The 15,850-nt window shown below is 62.7% G+C and carries 18 protein-coding genes and 1 pseudogene; 10 read left to right on the top strand and 9 right to left on the bottom strand.

All coding sequences use genetic code 11. The features are described from left to right. Positions 1-51 precede the first annotated feature (51 nt). Positions 52-543 carry a hypothetical protein gene (locus ABI660_RS20210; protein ID WP_348071476.1) on the bottom strand — a complete coding sequence of 164 codons (492 nt, stop codon included), beginning with the start codon at positions 541-543 and terminating at the stop codon, positions 52-54. A gap of 390 nt (positions 544-933) precedes the next feature. Between ABI660_RS20210 and ABI660_RS20205 the strand changes: the two genes are divergently transcribed. Further along, positions 934-1,956 carry an integron integrase gene (locus ABI660_RS20205; RefSeq protein WP_348071474.1) on the top strand — a complete coding sequence of 341 codons (1,023 nt, stop codon included), beginning with the start codon at positions 934-936 and terminating at the stop codon, positions 1,954-1,956. A 177-nt stretch (positions 1,957-2,133) separates the two neighbouring features. Here ABI660_RS20205 and ABI660_RS20200 read toward each other — a convergent pair whose 3' ends face one another. Continuing rightward, entirely contained in the window at positions 2,134-2,940 is an 807-nt protein-coding gene (locus ABI660_RS20200) for an enoyl-CoA hydratase/isomerase family protein (protein WP_348071484.1), read from the bottom strand. Positions 2,941-3,096: 156 nt separating this feature from the next. Here ABI660_RS20200 and ABI660_RS20195 point away from each other — a divergent pair, with 156 nt between their 5' ends. Together ABI660_RS20195 and ABI660_RS20190 are read left to right on the top strand one after the other, a co-directional pair. Further along, positions 3,097-3,465, top strand: coding sequence for a TraR/DksA family transcriptional regulator (locus tag ABI660_RS20195; protein WP_348071472.1), 369 nt, complete (start codon positions 3,097-3,099; stop codon positions 3,463-3,465). A gap of 38 nt (positions 3,466-3,503) precedes the next feature. Further along, on the top strand, positions 3,504-3,878 hold the full coding sequence (locus ABI660_RS20190; protein WP_348071470.1) for a hypothetical protein: 375 nt from the start codon (positions 3,504-3,506) through the stop codon (positions 3,876-3,878). Between the two features lie 41 nt (positions 3,879-3,919). Here the strand turns inward: ABI660_RS20190 and ABI660_RS20185 are convergent. The 3 genes and pseudogenes from ABI660_RS20185 to ABI660_RS20175 all read right to left on the bottom strand — a co-directional run. Further along, positions 3,920-4,071 (bottom strand): annotated as a pseudogene (locus ABI660_RS20185) (IS1595 family transposase); the annotation flags it as partial. 126 nt (positions 4,072-4,197) lie between these two features. Continuing rightward, complete coding sequence (locus ABI660_RS20180) at positions 4,198-4,485, bottom strand: EF-hand domain-containing protein (RefSeq protein WP_348071468.1); 288 nt, start codon at positions 4,483-4,485, stop codon at positions 4,198-4,200. A gap of 123 nt (positions 4,486-4,608) precedes the next feature. After that, complete coding sequence (locus tag ABI660_RS20175; protein ID WP_348071466.1) at positions 4,609-5,424, bottom strand: AraC family transcriptional regulator; 816 nt, start codon at positions 5,422-5,424, stop codon at positions 4,609-4,611. A 79-nt stretch (positions 5,425-5,503) separates the two neighbouring features. On the opposite strand from ABI660_RS20175, the gene ABI660_RS20170 reads away from it, so the two are divergent. Then, positions 5,504-5,917, top strand: a complete 414-nt coding sequence (locus tag ABI660_RS20170; RefSeq protein WP_348071482.1) for a VOC family protein — start codon at positions 5,504-5,506, stop codon at positions 5,915-5,917. A gap of 39 nt (positions 5,918-5,956) precedes the next feature. On the opposite strand, the gene ABI660_RS20165 is transcribed toward ABI660_RS20170, so the two are convergent. Together ABI660_RS20165 and ABI660_RS20160 are read right to left on the bottom strand one after the other, a co-directional pair. After that, the gene (locus ABI660_RS20165; RefSeq protein ID WP_348071464.1) at positions 5,957-6,841 is read right to left on the bottom strand and encodes an amino acid ABC transporter substrate-binding protein; all 885 of its coding nucleotides are present in this window, start codon (positions 6,839-6,841) and stop codon (positions 5,957-5,959) included. Between the two features lie 77 nt (positions 6,842-6,918). Beyond that, complete coding sequence (locus tag ABI660_RS20160; RefSeq protein ID WP_348071462.1) at positions 6,919-7,926, bottom strand: fumarylacetoacetate hydrolase family protein; 1,008 nt, start codon at positions 7,924-7,926, stop codon at positions 6,919-6,921. A gap of 175 nt (positions 7,927-8,101) precedes the next feature. Between ABI660_RS20160 and ABI660_RS20155 the strand changes: the two genes are divergently transcribed. The 3 genes from ABI660_RS20155 to ABI660_RS20145 all read left to right on the top strand — a co-directional run bounded on the left by ABI660_RS20155 (position 8,102) and on the right by ABI660_RS20145 (position 10,431). Then, complete coding sequence (locus ABI660_RS20155; RefSeq protein WP_348071480.1) at positions 8,102-8,911, top strand: IclR family transcriptional regulator; 810 nt, start codon at positions 8,102-8,104, stop codon at positions 8,909-8,911. Then, positions 8,908-9,990, top strand: coding sequence for a DUF3108 domain-containing protein (locus ABI660_RS20150; RefSeq protein ID WP_348071460.1), 1,083 nt, complete (start codon positions 8,908-8,910; stop codon positions 9,988-9,990). The genes ABI660_RS20155 and ABI660_RS20150 overlap by 4 nt, the downstream gene beginning before the upstream one ends. A 159-nt stretch (positions 9,991-10,149) precedes the next feature. Then, positions 10,150-10,431 (top strand): DUF3567 domain-containing protein, encoded by a 282-nt coding sequence (locus ABI660_RS20145; RefSeq protein ID WP_348071458.1) that lies wholly within the window; start codon positions 10,150-10,152, stop codon positions 10,429-10,431. Between the two features lie 14 nt (positions 10,432-10,445). Here the strand turns inward: ABI660_RS20145 and ABI660_RS20140 are convergent, their stop codons facing one another. Beyond that, positions 10,446-11,522, bottom strand: a complete 1,077-nt coding sequence (locus ABI660_RS20140) for an AbrB family transcriptional regulator (RefSeq protein WP_348071456.1) — start codon at positions 11,520-11,522, stop codon at positions 10,446-10,448. A gap of 133 nt (positions 11,523-11,655) precedes the next feature. Here ABI660_RS20140 and ABI660_RS20135 point away from each other — a divergent pair, with 133 nt between their 5' ends. Beyond that, positions 11,656-12,534 (top strand): ChaN family lipoprotein, encoded by an 879-nt coding sequence (locus ABI660_RS20135; RefSeq protein ID WP_348071454.1) that lies wholly within the window; start codon positions 11,656-11,658, stop codon positions 12,532-12,534. A gap of 20 nt (positions 12,535-12,554) precedes the next feature. Here ABI660_RS20135 and ABI660_RS20130 read toward each other — a convergent pair whose 3' ends face one another. Then, positions 12,555-13,895, bottom strand: a complete 1,341-nt coding sequence (locus ABI660_RS20130) for an aminotransferase class III-fold pyridoxal phosphate-dependent enzyme (protein ID WP_348071478.1) — start codon at positions 13,893-13,895, stop codon at positions 12,555-12,557. Between the two features lie 118 nt (positions 13,896-14,013). Here ABI660_RS20130 and purU point away from each other — a divergent pair, with 118 nt between their 5' ends. Both purU and ABI660_RS20120 read left to right on the top strand, forming a co-directional pair. Further along, complete coding sequence (purU, locus tag ABI660_RS20125) at positions 14,014-14,886, top strand: formyltetrahydrofolate deformylase (protein ID WP_348071452.1); 873 nt, start codon at positions 14,014-14,016, stop codon at positions 14,884-14,886. A gap of 111 nt (positions 14,887-14,997) precedes the next feature. After that, the coding region (locus ABI660_RS20120) for a LysR substrate-binding domain-containing protein (protein ID WP_348071450.1) at positions 14,998-15,850 on the top strand (853 nt) is incomplete at its 3' end.

The raw sequence follows: 15,850 nt of genomic DNA, 5'->3' as shown, positions 1-15,850 counted from the left end.
TAAAATGCGTTGCTGTTGACTATTTGGGAAGTCCCTGTAAAGGGTTAGGCGTCATTGCCACGCACCGCGCCCAACCTGCCACCCGACGAAGGCAAACACGATAAGCATAAAAGCGACCATTGCAATGCGCCCGAACTTGCTGCCTATATAGAACGAGAGCGCAACGAATGCTGTGAGGCTACAGAACCACAAAACCCCACGCCAGCTGACAAACCACTGCGAAAAAAGGAGTAGCACGATGCCGACAAAACCCAACGCGGCCGAGAACCACCATAGCGTGACACGCTGAGCAGACTTGGAGGTGGCCCACATTGATAACGACAGGGCCAACACAAACGGACCTGCGAACCTTGCCCAGCCTTGCGGCCAAGGAACCATAGAGTGAGAGGTCTCGTAACGACCCACGCTCAGAACCAGCACTTGCCCGGTAGTCGCGGCTGACCAAAAAGCACTGCCCAGTGACCACAGCGCCGGCAAAAAGAGCACGCCGGCCACCGCCAGAGCAAACTGTGCGCTGAATTTGAGCGAGGGTTGATTCGACATGACGCCTAACGTTGAAAATGTGCGGCGCTCGCGTAGCGAGTGTCCGTACGATTGATTCGTTCTGGCGCGGCTCGCGACACCTCTTGGCGCTTGAACTGTTGCATACCACTACGTCTCTTTTTGGCCATCAGCCCACATAGCTGTGACACTGCGTCCGGACCAAAAGCTCGCTTTTGTCCATGCGCTGTGTTGCAGCTATGCAAGCTACCAGAAAATCGCCGTTTTATACATTCCCAGCTCATCTGCTAGCGCCACTGTTCCAGCCGTCGATCGGAACTTTGATATATCCCGCAAAACCGCGGAATAACATGTCCGGCAGTCAGATAACACCGGCGGCTCTGGCTCAAAAAAGTGTTTGAAAGCATGGGCTTATCTCACTATACTGTATAAATGAACAGGTATATCAAACCTGACAAAGTCGCCGCACCGCCATTGCAGTCCACACGGCTGCTGGACCAGGTGCGTGAACGCATTCGGTATTTGCACTATAGCCTTCAAACCGAGAAGGCTTACCTGCATTGGGCCCGGTTTTTCATCCGTTGGCACGGGCGGGACGGCAAAATGCGGCATCCGCGCGACATGGGCAAAGCCGATGTCGAGGCTTTCCTGACCATGCTGGCCGATGAACGCCAGGTTTCTCCGGCCACGCACCGGCAGGCGCTGAACGCCCTTCTTTTTCTTTACCGGCAGGTGCTGGACCAGGACCTGCCATGGCTTCAGTCGATTGGCCGTCCGCCAGAGCGAAAGCGCATCCCGGTTGTGCTGACTACGGGCGAAGTGCAGTCTGTACTGGCTTTAATGGATGGTGTTGAAGGCCTGCTGGCCCGCATGCTTTACGGCACGGGCATGCGCCTGGCGGAGGGTTTGAGTCTTCGCGTCAAAGACATCGACTTTGACCGGCATGTGGTGATTGTGCGCAGCGGCAAGGGCGACAAAGACCGTGTGGTGATGTTGCCGCGCGCGCTGGTGGTGCCGCTACGCGATCAGTTGATGCGGTCCAGGGCTTTGTGGGCGGCAGACCGCGCGGCTGGTCGCAGCGGTGTCTACATGCCACACGCGCTGGACGCCAAATACCCGCGGGCGGGGCAAACATGGGCTTGGCAATGGGTTTACCCGGCGCCCCATTTATCGGTTGACCCTCGCTCTGGCGTGGAGCGGCGCCATCATCTGTTTGAAGAACGCCTCGGGCGGCAGCTCAAGCGGGCGGTATCGCAAGCCGGAATTGCAAAACATGTGACGGTGCACACGCTGCGCCACAGCTTCGCAACCCACCTCCTGCAGTCGGGCACCGACATACGCACGGTGCAGGAGCTGCTGGGCCACTCTGACGTGAGCACCACCATGATTTACACCCACGTGCTGAAGGTTGCCGCGGGCGGCACGGCAAGCCCGCTGGATGCATTGGCCGCCTGATTTGCTATTTATTCAATAGCTGTTAGCGCCCGTGTTTAAAGGGCTAGCGCCTGTTTTGATGCATAAATGATGCAGAAAACAGGCTTGCAGCAAGGAAAACACGGGCATTCATGCATCAAATCGGCCATTGGCCCTTAATACACGGGCGCAAATAGCTATCGATTCAATAGCAACCCATCAAGCCGAGGGGCCGTACGAAGGCGGCCTTCGCTCACGCAGGCTGGCCACGCCTTCACGCACGTCGGGCCCGGCAAACCCCATGAACTCCAGTGCGAGCGAGGCGTCGAAAGCCGGCCCCGCCTGGCGCAGCCAGTTGTTCAGGGCGTACTTGGTCCAGCTGATGGCGGTGGGCGAACCCGCGGCCAGCCGGTCGGCCACCTCATAGGCTTTGGGCAAGAGTTCGTCGTCGTTGACGGCCAGGGAGACCAGGCCAATACGCTCGGCCTCTTCGCCGCTGATAGGCTCGCACAGCATCAGGTAGTACTTGGCCTTGGCCATGCCGCACAGCAGCGGCCAGACGATGGCGGCGTGGTCGCCGGCGGCCACGCCCAGACGCGTGTGGCCATCGACAATCTTCGCGCTTTTCGCCGCAATCGAAATGTCGGCCAGCAGCCCCGCCACCAGGCCAGCGCCCACCGCCGGGCCATGCAGGGCGCTGACGATGGGTTTGTCGCAGTTGATCACGTTGTAAACCAGGTCGCGCGCCTCTTTCCAGACGCGGGTGCGAACGGCAAAGTCGTCGGCCATGTCCTGCACCAGCGCCAGGTCGCCGCCGCCGGAAAAGCCCAGGCCCTCGCCGCGCAGCACCGCGCAGCGCACCGAGTCGTCGCTGCCCACGTCGCGCCAGATCTGCGCCAGCTCGCGGTGGCCATCGTGGCCCGCCGTCGGCAGCTTGCCGTTGAGAGCTTTCATCTGGATGTCCAGCACGGCGTCGTTCGCACCGCGGCGCGTGATGTGCAGGGTCTGGTACGCACTGTAGTCAATGGGCCGGGAAGTCATGGGTGTCTCCGTCAAACAGGCAAAAGGAATTCATGAATTGTGCCTCGCACGCTACCGACGGCCTCCCCCTTGACCTTCATCAACAGGGGCCGCCACCGCACGACGCATGATGAAAACATATCACCTGAAGGAGCCGACCGAATGAATCCCCAACAAGCCGCGCCCTACCGGCAGCAGTTGCTGGCCCAGCGCACTGCCTTGCTTGCGCAAATCTCGGCGCAGCGCGGCGGTACCGTTAGCCGCGCCGACTCCGCTGCAGAACACTTCGGCCAGCCGGAAGACTCACGCGCCCAGGTGGCGACCGAACGCGAGATCGAGTTTGCCCTGGGCGAACGCGAAACGGCCGAACTTGCCGCGATTGATGCCGCACTGGGCCGCATCGAAGCCGGGAGCTACGGGCAATGCACTGACTGCGGCGTCAGCATTCCTGTTGCCCGGTTGCAGGCCAGCCCCGAAGCGCAGCGCTGCATTCCCTGCCAGGAAAAAGCAGAGCAATTGCATCCAGCCTGACCCGCGCTTCTTTCTTTTCAACTTCTGCCAAGGATTTCATGAGCACTTTTCACGCCATTGTCTGGATCGACCAGTCCGAAGCCCATGTGCTGATGTTTGACCGCGAACACATGCAGGCCCAGCGCATCAAGTCGCGCACGCATCACAAACACCAGGGCAAGACCGACGACAGCGCTGCCTTCTTTGGCGACGTTGCACAGGCACTGGCCGGCACGCACGAGGTGCTGCTGACCGGCCCCGGCCTGGTACGCAACCAGTTCCGCGACTGGTGCAGCAACCACCTGCCGGCCGTGGCCAGCAAGGTGGTGGACTCGGTGGCCGCCGATCATCCGAGCGATGGCCAGCTGGTCGCGCTGGCCCGACAGTATTTCAAGAAATTCGACAACATGGCCGCCGATCCTTCGACCGTCTGAGCTGCGGACTAACGGCCCACGAATTCCCCGAAGTCCTTGTCGATACGACGCAGTCGAATGCGTCCGAACCCCTTGAGCTCCAAGAGCTCAACCGCCAGACCGAACAGGGCCTTGCTCGTGCAGCGCTTGTCTTCGCTGGGGAAATAGTCTGTTGGCGGTCCGAGATGCTCAGCTAGGGTTCATCCACCTCCACAAGCCATTGCGATGTTGTGTGTCGCGTGATGTTCTCTTGCAGAGGATCCCGCCCATACTGGGCGCACCAAAAGAAAGGGGGACTGCAAAGTCCCCCCAGTTCGTTGCCAATTCTGGATTGAGCGAATCAGCCGCCGGCTTTCAGGTACATCAGTATCTGGTTGAACTCGGCTGAGGTCATCTTGTCGCCCTTGGTGTTCATCTTCTTGGCGTTCATGTCCCATGCCATGGACATCATGTCCATGTATTCCTGCTTCGAGACCATGCCGTCCTTGTTCTTGTCGATCATCTTCATCGACATGATTTCGGACAGGGGGTAGTACTCGGCATTGGCCGGCGCCTGGGCGAAGGCGCTGCCCGCGGCCAGCACGGTGGAAGCAACAACGAAAGCGGCTGCGAGTTTGCTGAAAGTCATGAGATATCTCCAGAAAAAAAGAAAGGTTGAAGGGAACTACTCGGGAGTCCGTACTGTGCCGGGTGGGAGCGTTTCGAAGTTGCCGTTTCGGCCCGTTGAATTGCCCATTCGTTCCCCGAGCGCTCAACGCGCCCATGCGCCCGGCGGCACACCGACCACTTCCTTGAAACTGCGCACAAAGGCCGACGCCGTGGCATAGCCCACGCGTGCGGCTACCGCCTTGACCGGTACCTTGGCGGCCAGCAGCTGCTGCGCCACGTCCATGCGGTAGCCAACCAGGTACTGGTGCGGGCTCGTGCCGACGAGGGCCTTGAAGCGTTCCACAAAACGGGTGCGCGACATCCCGGCGCGGTTCGCCAGTGCATCCAGGTCCAGCGCTTCGCAAAACTGGGTATGGATGGCCTTGAGCGCCAGTGCGATGCGCCGGTCGCCCGCGGCGGCCAACAGGCCGGCCTTCATATGGCCCTGTTCCATGGCATGGCGCATCAGAAAGCCCAGCAGCACCTCGCAGAGCCGGTCGGCCAGCTGCCGACTACCTGGCGACTGGGAGGCGGCCTCGGCAAAGAAGGCCTGCAACGTGTGCTCGATCGAGGAGAGCTGGGCCAGCGGCAGCACGATGACCTCGGGCAAAGACAACGCCACGGCTTCGTTGAAGCGGTCGCTGAAACTGGTGGTGGCGCAGACCAGCTCCAGGCCGTTGCCGTCCACGCCCTGCAGCCAGTGCCTGTGCGCATGGGGAAAGAACACCAGGGAGGGCTGCGCGATGCGCAGCGGCGGCGCGCCCGGCAACAGCACGTCGGCGCTGCCGGACTTGACGAAATGGATCGCGCCGGTCCGGTAGTTGTGCAGCAGGTTGTCCTGGTCGCAGCGGGTGCCGACGAAAACCACCTGCGCGTTGAAGCTGGAGCTGTCGAAAATCAGGTCGTATGGATTGCTCATGCGCATGAGTCGGCGTGAAGGCGAATTTCTTACGAGAAGGCGCCAGGACCCGGCGGTCCGGGCTGCTATCCTTGACCGGATGCGCAGCCTGTTTCATTTCGCCTTCAACGTCACCGATCTCGACGAGGCCCGGCGCTTCTACGGCGGCGTATTAGGCTGCGTCGAGGGCCGGAGCACGGATACCTGGGTAGATTTTGACTTCATGGGCCATCAGCTGTCCCTGCACCTGGGCACACCCTTCAAGACCGAACGCACCGGCCATGTCGGCGACATCCTGGTGCCCATGCCGCATTTCGGGCTGGTCCTGGCGCTGCCCGACTGGCAGGCGATGGCGCAGCGCCTGCAGTCCGCAGGGACCGATTTCCTGTTTGCGCCCCAGGTGCGTTTTGAAGGCCAGCCGGGCGAGCAGTGGACCATGTTTTTCTGCGACCCCTTCGGCAATCCGCTGGAGATCAAGGGCTTTCGCGACCTGGACGCGGTTTACGCCGCATGAGGATGGGCCCATGAGCGCGCTTGCGCGCAGCGATGGGGTTTATTTGGCTGCGGCGAGCAGACGGCTCAGCTCCGGGGACATTGGCAGGTTCAGCGCCTTGTTCGCCGGAGGCACAGGCTTGGTAAACCATTTTTCGTAGGTCTGGCTGAATTTTCCGCTGCGCATGGATTCGACTACGGACAGGTCTACCAGCTTTTGCAGCGCCGGGTCGCCGCTTCTGTAAACGATGGCGATCGGCTCGGAGGACAGGCGCTCGGGCAACAGCGCAAAATCAGCCGGGTTTTTCGCGGTCAGTACCGCATTGACCAGCAGGATGTCATCGCGCGCATAACCGTCGGCCTGGCGCAGGCTCAGCTGGCTCATGGCCGCGTCGTGCTCCAGCACGTTGGCAATCTTCCACTTCAGGCCGTGGCTCGCGGCATACGCATTCAGGGCATTCCTGGCCGTGGCGCCTCCCAGCACTACCAGGTTTTTACCTGCCAGCTGATCCAGCGAGCCCAGCTTGTCGCTGCCGCGCACCAGCACGCGCACGGCCGCGTAAAAGATCGGAGGTGAAAAAGAAACCAGCTTGCGCCTGGCTTCGGTGTCGCTGGTGTTGGCACACATCAGGTCAATCGCACCGCTTTTAAGAAGGCTGACCACACGCTCCTGCTCGACGGCCTGATAGACCACGCGCAGATTCTTCGCGGAAGAGGCCTGGCCGATGCGCTCGATGATGGGCGCGCACAGGTCGATGCTGTAGCCGGCCGCTCCCTTGCCGTCCGCGAATGAAAAAGGAAAGGCGTTTTCGCGGTAACCCACCACAAGCAGGCTGCGGCTCTTGACTTTGTCGAAGGTGGATTGCGCCCAGGCGGGAGGCACCGCCATCAAAACCAGCACCAGTGGCACCATCCAGCGCCGGGTCGAATGCATCCTGATTGTCATCACGCCTCCCTGCGGTACGCAGTAGTTGGCTTGCATTATTGGGTAAAAGCCCCTCTGCTGCAAACCGCCCGGGCTGCTCAACCGTATTGGACGATCTTCTGGTCTATTGCACCGAACACCAGCTCCCCGTCCTTGCCCTTCATTTCAATCCGGATGGTGTCGCCAAATTTCATGAATTCGGTGGAAGGCTTGCCGTCCTGGATGGTTTCAATCGCGCGCTTCTCGGCAATGCAGCTGTAGCCCTTGGGCCAGTCGGTCTTGCCCTTGACCTCGACGCCCTTGTTGCTCACGGTGCCCGAACCGACGATAGAGCCGGCGCGCACATTGCGTGTCTTGCAGATGTGGGCAATCAGCTGGCCGAAATGGAAGGTCATCTCGGGACCGGCGTCGCACATGCCGACCTTGCGGCCGTTCCAGGTGCTCTGCATGGTCAGGTTGACACGGCCCTGGTCCCAGGCGTCGCCGAGTTCGTCCAGCGTCACCGCCACCGGGCTGAAGGCGGTGGCCGGCTTGCTCTGGAAAAACCCGAAGCCCTTGGCCAGCTCGTTGGGAATCAGGTTGCGCAGGCTCACGTCGTTGGCCAGCATCACCAGGCGTATGCCTTCGAGCGCCTGCTCTGGCGTGCTGGTCATGGGCACGTCGCCGGTAATGACCGCGACTTCGGCTTCAAAGTCGATGCCGTACTCTTCGCTGGGGCACATCACATCGTCACAGGGGCCGATGAAGTCATCGCTGCCGCCCTGGTACATCAGCGGGTCCTTGTAGAAGCTGCCCGGCACGTCGGAGTCGCGTGCCTTGCGCACCAACTCGACGTGGTTGATGTAGGCCGAACCGTCAGCCCACTGATAGGCACGGGGCAGCGGCGCCATGCAGCGCGCCGGCTCAAACGGAAACGCATGGCGCGCCTTGCCGTTGTTCAGTGTGTCGTAGAGGTCCTGCAATTGCGGCGCCAGGAAGTTCCAGTCGTCCAGAACCTGCTGCAATTTGGCGGCGATGCCCGTCGCATAATGGGCCGTCGTCAGATCACGCGAGACCACCACGAGCTGGCCGTCGCGCGAGCCGTCTTTGTAGGTAGCGAGTTTCATCAGTTTCCTTGGTTCTTGAGGGCGAGATGGTGAAACGGATTACACACTGCTCGTTCTCTGCGCTAGAGTTACGATAAGTGAAATCAATTTACCTAAATGTAATTTTAAATTCTAGTCGAATTCCATGAAAGAGCGCAAAACACCCCCGGCCGGCTCACTGGGCGGCCTGGCCGCCCTGCCCGCGCAGCGCGCCGGCATCCAGTCGGTGGAAGTCGGCTTCAGCCTGCTGCAGGTGCTGGGCGCATCGCCGGGGGCGCTGATGCTGCGCGACCTGGCCTCTGCCGCGGGCATGAGTGCCGCCAAGGCGCACCGCTACCTGGTAAGTTTCCAGCGGCTCGAGCTGGTAACGCAGGACCCGGGCACCACACGCTACGACCTCGGCCCGGCCGCGCTCAAACTGGGCTTGGCCTCGCTGTCGCGGCTGGACAGCGTGAAGCTGGCGCGCCAGCGCCTGGGGCCGCTGATGGAGCAGATCGGCCAGACCCTGGCGCTGGCCGTGTGGGGCAACCAGGGGCCGACCATCGTGCACTGGGAAGAGTCGCCGCAGGCCCTCACCGTCAGCTTGCGCCTCGGTGATGTGATGCCCCTGCTGTCGTCGGCCACCGGCCTGTGTTTTTCCGCCTTCATGGCCCAGCCTTCGGCCGGCAGGCGGCAGCCGCACGACCGGTTGGCGCCGCTGCTCAAAACCGAACTGGCGCGCATGCAAAAGCTGGCACGCAAGGATGTTCCCCAGACCATGGCCGAAGTCACGGCCGTGCTGGAAGAAGTTCGCCAGCGCGGCATGGCCCGTGTGGTGGACACCCTGCTGCCCGGCGTGGCCGGGTTCTGTGCACCCGTTTTTGATGCCGACGGCCACCTGGCGCTGGGCATGGTGGCGCTGGGCTCGCTGGCCAATTTCGACCCGGCCTGGGACGGCGCCGTGGCCCGGCCGCTGGCGGCAGCAGCCAGGCAACTTTCCAGCGATCTGGGGTTCACAGGGGCATGAACGCCCTCTTCGCCCAGCGCCACGAAGCGCTGCCGGCGCGCCCGCTGATCGTGCTGACGGCGCTGGTCGGGCTGATCCATGTGCTGCTGCTGCAGGCGGCGCCCCTGGCGTGGGGGCCACCCGATTCAGCAGCATCCAGGCCACGCCCCTTCATCACGCGGACACTGGAAATCAAACCGGAGCCCGTCGCCAACCCTGTACCCGCAGCAATACCCGTGCACAAACCTGCCGTCCGGCGCCCGGCTCCGGCAGCCCGCCCTTCTTTACAGGAAAATCAGGCTCCAGCCCTTATTCCACCTGCGCAATCAGCTATTGAATCCATAGCATCTGGGGGCTCGATGCCCACCGACAGCCAGGCGAATGCCGGCCGGCCGGCCGACCCCGCACCGCCCGCGCCTGAAGCACAAATGCCGCCGCCGCTAGTAAGCGCCAGCACGGCGCTGACCATCCCCGGCTCGGTGCGCCTCAAATACGCGATGACTGGCCGCTCCCGGAACATGGACTACAGCGCCTTTGCCGAACTGAGCTGGCTGCAGGACGGCCAGAGTTATGACGCCCAAATGGTGGTCAGCGCGTTTTTCCTGGGCACGCGCAGCATGAGCAGCAGTGGCCGTATCACCGCCGATGGCCTGGCCCCAACGCGTTTCCTGGACAAGTCGCGCAGCGAACGCGCGGCGCATTTCGAGGAAGACAAGGGCAAGATCAGCTTCAGTGCCAACACGCCCGATGCCCCCTGGCTGCGCGGCGCCCAAGACCGTCTGAGCGTCTTCCTGCAGCTGGGCAGCCTGCTGGCGGGTGCCCCGGCCAGCTACCCGGCCGGCAGCACGGTGTCTCTGTACACGGCAGGCCCACGTCAGGTCGACACCTGGACCTTTACCGTCGAAGGCGAGGAAAAACTTAGCCTGCCCGTCGGCGATGTCGCCACCCTGAAGCTCACGCGTAAGCCGCAGCGCGACTACGACCAGACCGTTGAAATCTGGTTTGCGCCTTCCATGGACTACCTGCCGGTACGCAGCCGCATCACGCAGCAAAACGGCGATTTCATCGACCAGAAATTGCGTGTGGCCGAGAAACCCTGAGAAGCAAAACGCCGGGTCGAGGCGCTGGATGGCCCGCTGGCACGAAAAAAGCTTGAGAAAATGCAGATTCCGGTGAATTTATTGGCATTTCAGGGATTTACCCTGTGGGTCTTGAACTCAGCCTGGCCGTTGTTATGTGTACAGGAAGGACAAAACATCATGCAAATGCTCTACGACTCCGAATCCTTTGTGGTGGTGCAGATTCACGCCAATGCCCCTGAGGAATCCGCGCCCCAGCCGGCCGTGCCGCAGCTTGCCCGCCACGGCTTTGAAATTGTCGACAAACGCTCCGGCAAGGAGGTTTATCTGGACGGCTCCTGGGCCGAACTGTTCCAGGAGCGCCTGAATGTCTGGCAGAAAAACACACCAACACAGGAAGAAGTGGAAGACACCCTCGAGGGCTATGCCGAACTGGCGCACACGCCCATCGGCCTGCACTAGGCACGGGGCACAACTCAGCCGGTTTCTGCGTCGCTGGCGTCGGGATAAAGCCAGCGGTACAGCGGCGCAACCAGAACCAACACCGCCACCAGCCGGCAGACCTGGAAAGCCGTGACCACCGGCACGCCGAGCTGCAGCACCTTGGCGGTGATCGCCATCTCCGCGATGCCGCCGGGCGACGTACCCAGGATTAACGTGGCCAGCGGCAAGCCCGTGGTCTGTGCCAGCAGCCAGGCAAAACCCGCCGACACGGCCAGCATGCCAAGCGTTCCCAGCACGACCGAAGCCATCCAGCGCGGCGCGGCGTACAGGAAGGCCCTGGAAAAGCGCACCCCCAGTCCCACCGCAATCAGCAGCTGCGCGGCATTGCTCAGCCAGGAAGGAATGCCCGAGAGGGAAATACCGCCCATGGTCAGGCCCATCGCCGCCAGCAACGGCCCCATGAACCAAGGGTTGGCCCGGCCCAGCCGGTGCATCAGCCAAGCACCGGCGGCAGTGGCCAGCGCCAGCAGGGCCAGGCCCGGGCCGTGAACCGCACGCAACACGGGCGGATTCAGATCCAGGCCATGCAGGCCGCTAAACTGCATGGCAAATGGAATGGTGACCGTGACCAGCAGCAGGCGCAGGCTGTGCGAGGCCGCCACCAAATCGGTGCGTGCATGGGCGCGTTCGGCCAGCAAGGTCATCTCGGAAGCGCCGCCGATGGCGCCGGCGAAATAACTGGTGGCGCGCATCTTGGGCGCAGCCACCTCGGGCATGTGCGCTGCATTGACGCGGTGCAGCCAGCCGCCGAAAAACCACCCTAGACCGAGCGCCCAGGCAATCGCCAGGCCGATGGCCCACCAGAGGCTGCCCACCAGCGCCGTCACCTGCGGCGTGAAATAAAGGCCGAGCGCCGTTCCGATGATCCACTGCCCCGCATTGCCCAGCGGCCGCCACCCGGCGGTGGGTGCCCCGGCCACCGAAGCGCAGGCTGTGGCCAGCAACGGGCCCATCATCCAGGGCAGGGGCGTGCCGGCCAGCACGCACAAGCCGGCACCGGCCAGCGCCAGCAGCAGGGTAACAAGAACAGCAACTGGCTTGCGGGGCATCAAGGGGAGACGATGGTTTCAGCAGGAACAGGCCGACAGGCGATCACCGGCTTTGAGGCCCGGCCGGTGCAGTGTTGCATGCTTGATGTTCCAGAATAGCGTGCGACACTGCGCCAGTATCACCTGACACGCCATGAACCCAGTCCCAACCAATTCCCGAAACATGCGCCGGGCCGTTGCCCTCCTGCTACCACTCCTGCTGCTGGCGGCTTGCGCCAGGGCGCCTGCGCCCAGGCTGTTTCCGCATGCACCGAACGAGATCACGGCCCGTACTGACGCCTTGCTGCCCGCCGACGTGATCCTGCTCGGCGAGCAGCATGATGCGGCTGAGCACCAGCACATCCAACGGCAGGTGATTGAGTACCTGGCCGTCCGCGGTTTGCTGGGCGCGGTGGTGCTGGAAATGGCCGAAGCCGGAACCAGCACGGCCGCCTTGAAATCCAACAGCACGCAACTGCAGGTGGAAGCTGCCCTGGCTTGGAACCAAAAAGGCTGGGCCTGGCTGGACTATGGACCGACCGTGATGGCGGCCGTGAAAGCCGGCGTCCCCGTGCTTGGGGGCAACTTGCCGGCGGCAGACATGCGCAGCGTGATGGCCGACAGCAAGCTCGACGCACAGTTACCCGGTCCGGCGCTCAAGGCGCAGCAGCAACTCATACGCCTTGGGCACTGCGACCTGTTGCCGGAAAGCCAGATTTCTCCCATGACACGTATCCAGATCGCCCGGGACATCAGCATGGCGCGCACTATCAGCCAGGCCATGCTGCCCGGCAAAACCGTGGTGCTGCTGGCTGGCAGCGGCCACGTGAACCGCGCACTGGGCGTGCCGCAACATCTGCCGCCCGGCACAAAAGTCAAAGCAGTGCATCTGCGCGCCGGGCCGGCGCAGACGACGCCCGATACACGCCAGGCCATTGACAACCAGGCCGCTTTTGACACGGTCTGGCCGACACCGGCGGTGCCCGAGCAGGACCACTGCAAAGACCTTGAGGAGAAGTTCAAGGCCAAGTAGTGGCGTAGTGGCGTAGTGCCTCAGGCGCTCTTTTTGATCGCGTCAGCCACCACACTGACGATGCGCTCGATGTGCGCTTTCTCCACGATATAAGGCGGGCAGATCACGATGTTCTCGCCCGCCGGCCGTACCAGCACGCCGTGCTTGAAACAGTCCATGAAGATGTCGTAAGCACGCTTGCCCGGCGCACCGGCGATGGACGCGAGCTCCACGGCGCCGGCCAGGCCCAGGCTGCGGATGCCCACCACATTCGGCAGGCCCTTGAAGCCGCCGTGCATGGCGTCGCCCAACACAAGGCCCATTTGCCCCGCGCGTTCAAACAGCTTTTCTTCCTTGAACAGGTTCAGCGTGGCCATCGCCGCTGCGCAGGCCACCGGATGGCCGGAGTAGGTGTAGCCGTGGAAAAACTCGATGGCATGCGCAGGGCTGCCGGCGTTGGCTTCCATCATGGTGTTGTAGATGCGGTCGGTGCAGATCACCCCGCCCAGCGGGATCACGCCGTTGGTCACCGCCTTGGCGAAGTTCAGCATGTCAGGTACCACGCCGTAATAGTCGGCGCCGAAGTTGCTGCCCAGGCGGCCAAAGCCGGTGATGACTTCGTCAAAAATCAGCAGGATGCCGTGTTTGTCGCAGATCTCGCGCAGGCGCTTGAGGTAGCCCTTGGGTGGCAGGTACCAGCCGGCGCTGCCGGCCACCGGCTCGACGATGACGGCCGCAATGTTGCTCGGGTCGTGCAGCGGCAAAATGCGCTGCTCCAGCTCCAGCAGGATGTCTTCTTCCCACACCGGCTCGGCACCATGGATGTAGGCGTGTTTGACCGGGTCGTGGATAAAACGCAGGTGGTCCACCCGCGGCAGCAGGGCCGCGCCATAGACCTTGCGGTTGGCCGGAATGCCGCCCACGCTCATGCCGCCAAAACCGACGCCGTGGTAACCCTTTTCGCGGCCGATGAACACATTGCGGTGGCCTTCGCCGCGCGCGCGGTGGTAGGCCAGCGCCACTTTCAGCGAGGTGTCGGCCGCTTCCGAGCCGGAGTTGCAGAACAGCACCTGGTTCAAATCGCCCGGCGCCATGGCGGCAATCATCTCGGCGGCCTTGAAGGCCTGGTCGTTGCTGGCCTGGAAGGCGGTGGCGTAATCCAGTGTGTCGAGCTGCTTTTTGATGGCCTCGTTGATGGGCTTGCGGTTGTGGCCAGCGCCCACGCACCACAGGCTGGAGATGCCGTCGAGCACCTGCTTGCCGTCGTGGGTGGTGAAAAACATGCCGTCGGCGGCGACAAAAACACGCGGGTCCTTCTTGAAGCTGCGGTTCGGCGTGAACGGCAGCCACTGGTGGTCCATGTTGAAGTCTGGATAGGCCATTGCAAAAATCTCCTGCGTGAAAACGGTTCGCCGGGTTTCGGCGGGTTTGAGATGCATTCTGGCACTCCCGGCGACAATCTGCTTTTCAGCAAAATCCACCTGCGACAATTCATCCCCCATGAGCCCTACTTATATTCTTACGCTGTCCTGCCCGGACCGTCCGGGCATTGTTCATGCGGTGTCCGGCTTCCTGTTCGAACGCGGCGGCAACATCCTGGAAGCGGCCCAGTTCAGCGACGACAAGCGCGACGACCCGGACGCCGACGCCACCGGCCTGTTTTTCATGCGTGTCAGTTTCGCCTGCAGCCAGCTGCCCTTTGAAAAACTGAAGGAGCAGGTCGGCGTGCTGGGGTCGCTGTTCGACATGCGCTGGGGCCTGCACCAGGCCGCCCAGCCGATGCGCACCGTGCTCATGGTCAGCAAGGAAGGCCATTGCCTGAACGATCTGCTGTTTCGCTGGAAGTCCGGCCTGCTGCCGCTGGACATCCGGGCCATCGTCTCCAACCACCGCGATTTCTACCAGCTGGCGGCCAGCTACAACGTGCCCTTCCATCACATTCCGGTCACGGCAGCCACCAAAGACAAGGCTGAAAAAAAACAGTACGACATCATCGAAGCCGAAGGTGCGGAACTGGTGGTGCTGGCGCGCTACATGCAGATCCTCAGCAACGAGCTGTGCAACAAGCTGGCAGGCCGCGCCATCAACATCCACCATTCCTTCCTGCCCAGCTTCAAGGGCGCCAAGCCCTACTACCAGGCGCATGCGCGCGGCGTCAAGCTGATAGGCGCTACGGCGCACTACGTGACGGCCGACCTCGACGAAGGCCCGATCATCGAGCAGGACGTGGCCCGCGCCGACCACAGCAAAACCGTGGAAGCCCTGACCGCCATGGGCCGCGACACTGAAAGCCAGGTGCTGGCGCGTGCGGTGCTCTGGCACAGCGAACACCGGGTTTTATTGAACGGCCACAAGACAGTCATTTTCAAGTGACATCCCCGCTTGTCATCCCGGGCCTGACCCGGGATCCATGTCACACGATCCACCGCCTTGGGTGCGCGCGACATGGATTGCGGATCGAGTCCGCAATGACAAGGTAGTCAGATGGCCGCCGCCCGCATCCCGCCCATCCAGTGCCTACTGACCTTTGAGGCGCTGGCGCGCCTGCGCAGCGTCACCCAGACTGCGGACGAGCTGAATGTGACGCCCAGCGCGGTGAGCCACCGGGTCAAGCAGCTCGAGCAGATCATCGGCACCAAGCTGTTCGGCCGGGCCGATTTCTCGCTGACCACCGAAGGCAGTGAGTACCTGGCCCACGTGCGCGAGGGCCTGGCCACGCTGCAGAAATTCCCAGGCAGCGCCGGCCAGAGCGGCAACCCAGCCAAACGCAAGCTGCGCCTGGCAGTCACGCCCACGTTTGCCCGCTCCATCCTGATCCCGCGGCTGCGCCAGTTCACCGACGCTTACCCCGAGATCGACCTCACGCTGCAGGTGTCGATTCCGCTGCTCGACGTGGTGGCGGAAGACGCCGACCTGATAGTGCGTTTCGGCACCGGCCGTTACGCCGACGTCGAACATGTCTGCCTGATGAAAGACGAAGTCACCCCACTGGCCTCGCCCGCTTATGTGCGCGAGCACGGACCTTTTGAAGCGCCGGAAGACCTGGACGGCGAGGCCCTGCTGCGCTCGCCGCTGGAGCCGTGGCGCACCTGGTTTGCCGCGCACAAGCTGGACTGGCCGGAACCGGTGGACGGCTCGCAGTTCAACGACATCGGCCTGATGTGCGACGCCGCCGCCGCCGGCATGGGCGTGGCGCTGGTGCGGCTCAAGCTGGGCGCGCCCTGGCTGGAAAACGGCTCGCTGGTGCGCCTGTACGAGCGCAACGTGCCGAGTCGGCACGCCCACTACCTGTGTTGGCGCACCGGCATGATGGACCGCTGGGAATGCGCGGCCTTTG

The sequence above is a fragment of the Polaromonas sp. genome (genome assembly GCF_039930745.1).
Lineage (GTDB): Bacteria > Pseudomonadota > Gammaproteobacteria > Burkholderiales > Burkholderiaceae_C > Polaromonas.
The sequence above is the reverse complement of the archived record's forward strand: the minus strand, read 5'-3'. Positions and strand labels throughout refer to the sequence as shown.

Excerpts from the sequence above, each read along its gene's own strand:
- ABI660_RS20210 (WP_348071476.1), bottom strand. The coding sequence starts at position 543 with ATGTCGAATCAACCCTCGCTCAAATTCAGCGCACAGTTTGCTCTGGCG.
- ABI660_RS20205 (WP_348071474.1), top strand. The coding sequence starts at position 934 with ATGAACAGGTATATCAAACCTGACAAAGTCGCCGCACCGCCATTGCAG.
- ABI660_RS20195 (WP_348071472.1), top strand. The coding sequence starts at position 3,097 with ATGAATCCCCAACAAGCCGCGCCCTACCGGCAGCAGTTGCTGGCCCAG.
- ABI660_RS20190 (WP_348071470.1), top strand. The coding sequence starts at position 3,504 with ATGAGCACTTTTCACGCCATTGTCTGGATCGACCAGTCCGAAGCCCAT.
- ABI660_RS20180 (WP_348071468.1), bottom strand. The coding sequence starts at position 4,485 with ATGACTTTCAGCAAACTCGCAGCCGCTTTCGTTGTTGCTTCCACCGTG.
- ABI660_RS20175 (WP_348071466.1), bottom strand. The coding sequence starts at position 5,424 with ATGAGCAATCCATACGACCTGATTTTCGACAGCTCCAGCTTCAACGCG.
- ABI660_RS20170 (WP_348071482.1), top strand. The coding sequence starts at position 5,504 with ATGCGCAGCCTGTTTCATTTCGCCTTCAACGTCACCGATCTCGACGAG.
- ABI660_RS20165 (WP_348071464.1), bottom strand. The coding sequence starts at position 6,841 with ATGACAATCAGGATGCATTCGACCCGGCGCTGGATGGTGCCACTGGTG.
- ABI660_RS20160 (WP_348071462.1), bottom strand. The coding sequence starts at position 7,926 with ATGAAACTCGCTACCTACAAAGACGGCTCGCGCGACGGCCAGCTCGTG.
- ABI660_RS20150 (WP_348071460.1), top strand. The coding sequence starts at position 8,908 with ATGAACGCCCTCTTCGCCCAGCGCCACGAAGCGCTGCCGGCGCGCCCG.
- ABI660_RS20145 (WP_348071458.1), top strand. The coding sequence starts at position 10,150 with ATGCAAATGCTCTACGACTCCGAATCCTTTGTGGTGGTGCAGATTCAC.
- ABI660_RS20140 (WP_348071456.1), bottom strand. The coding sequence starts at position 11,522 with ATGCCCCGCAAGCCAGTTGCTGTTCTTGTTACCCTGCTGCTGGCGCTG.
- ABI660_RS20135 (WP_348071454.1), top strand. The coding sequence starts at position 11,656 with ATGAACCCAGTCCCAACCAATTCCCGAAACATGCGCCGGGCCGTTGCC.
- ABI660_RS20130 (WP_348071478.1), bottom strand. The coding sequence starts at position 13,895 with ATGGCCTATCCAGACTTCAACATGGACCACCAGTGGCTGCCGTTCACG.
- purU (WP_348071452.1), top strand. The coding sequence starts at position 14,014 with ATGAGCCCTACTTATATTCTTACGCTGTCCTGCCCGGACCGTCCGGGC.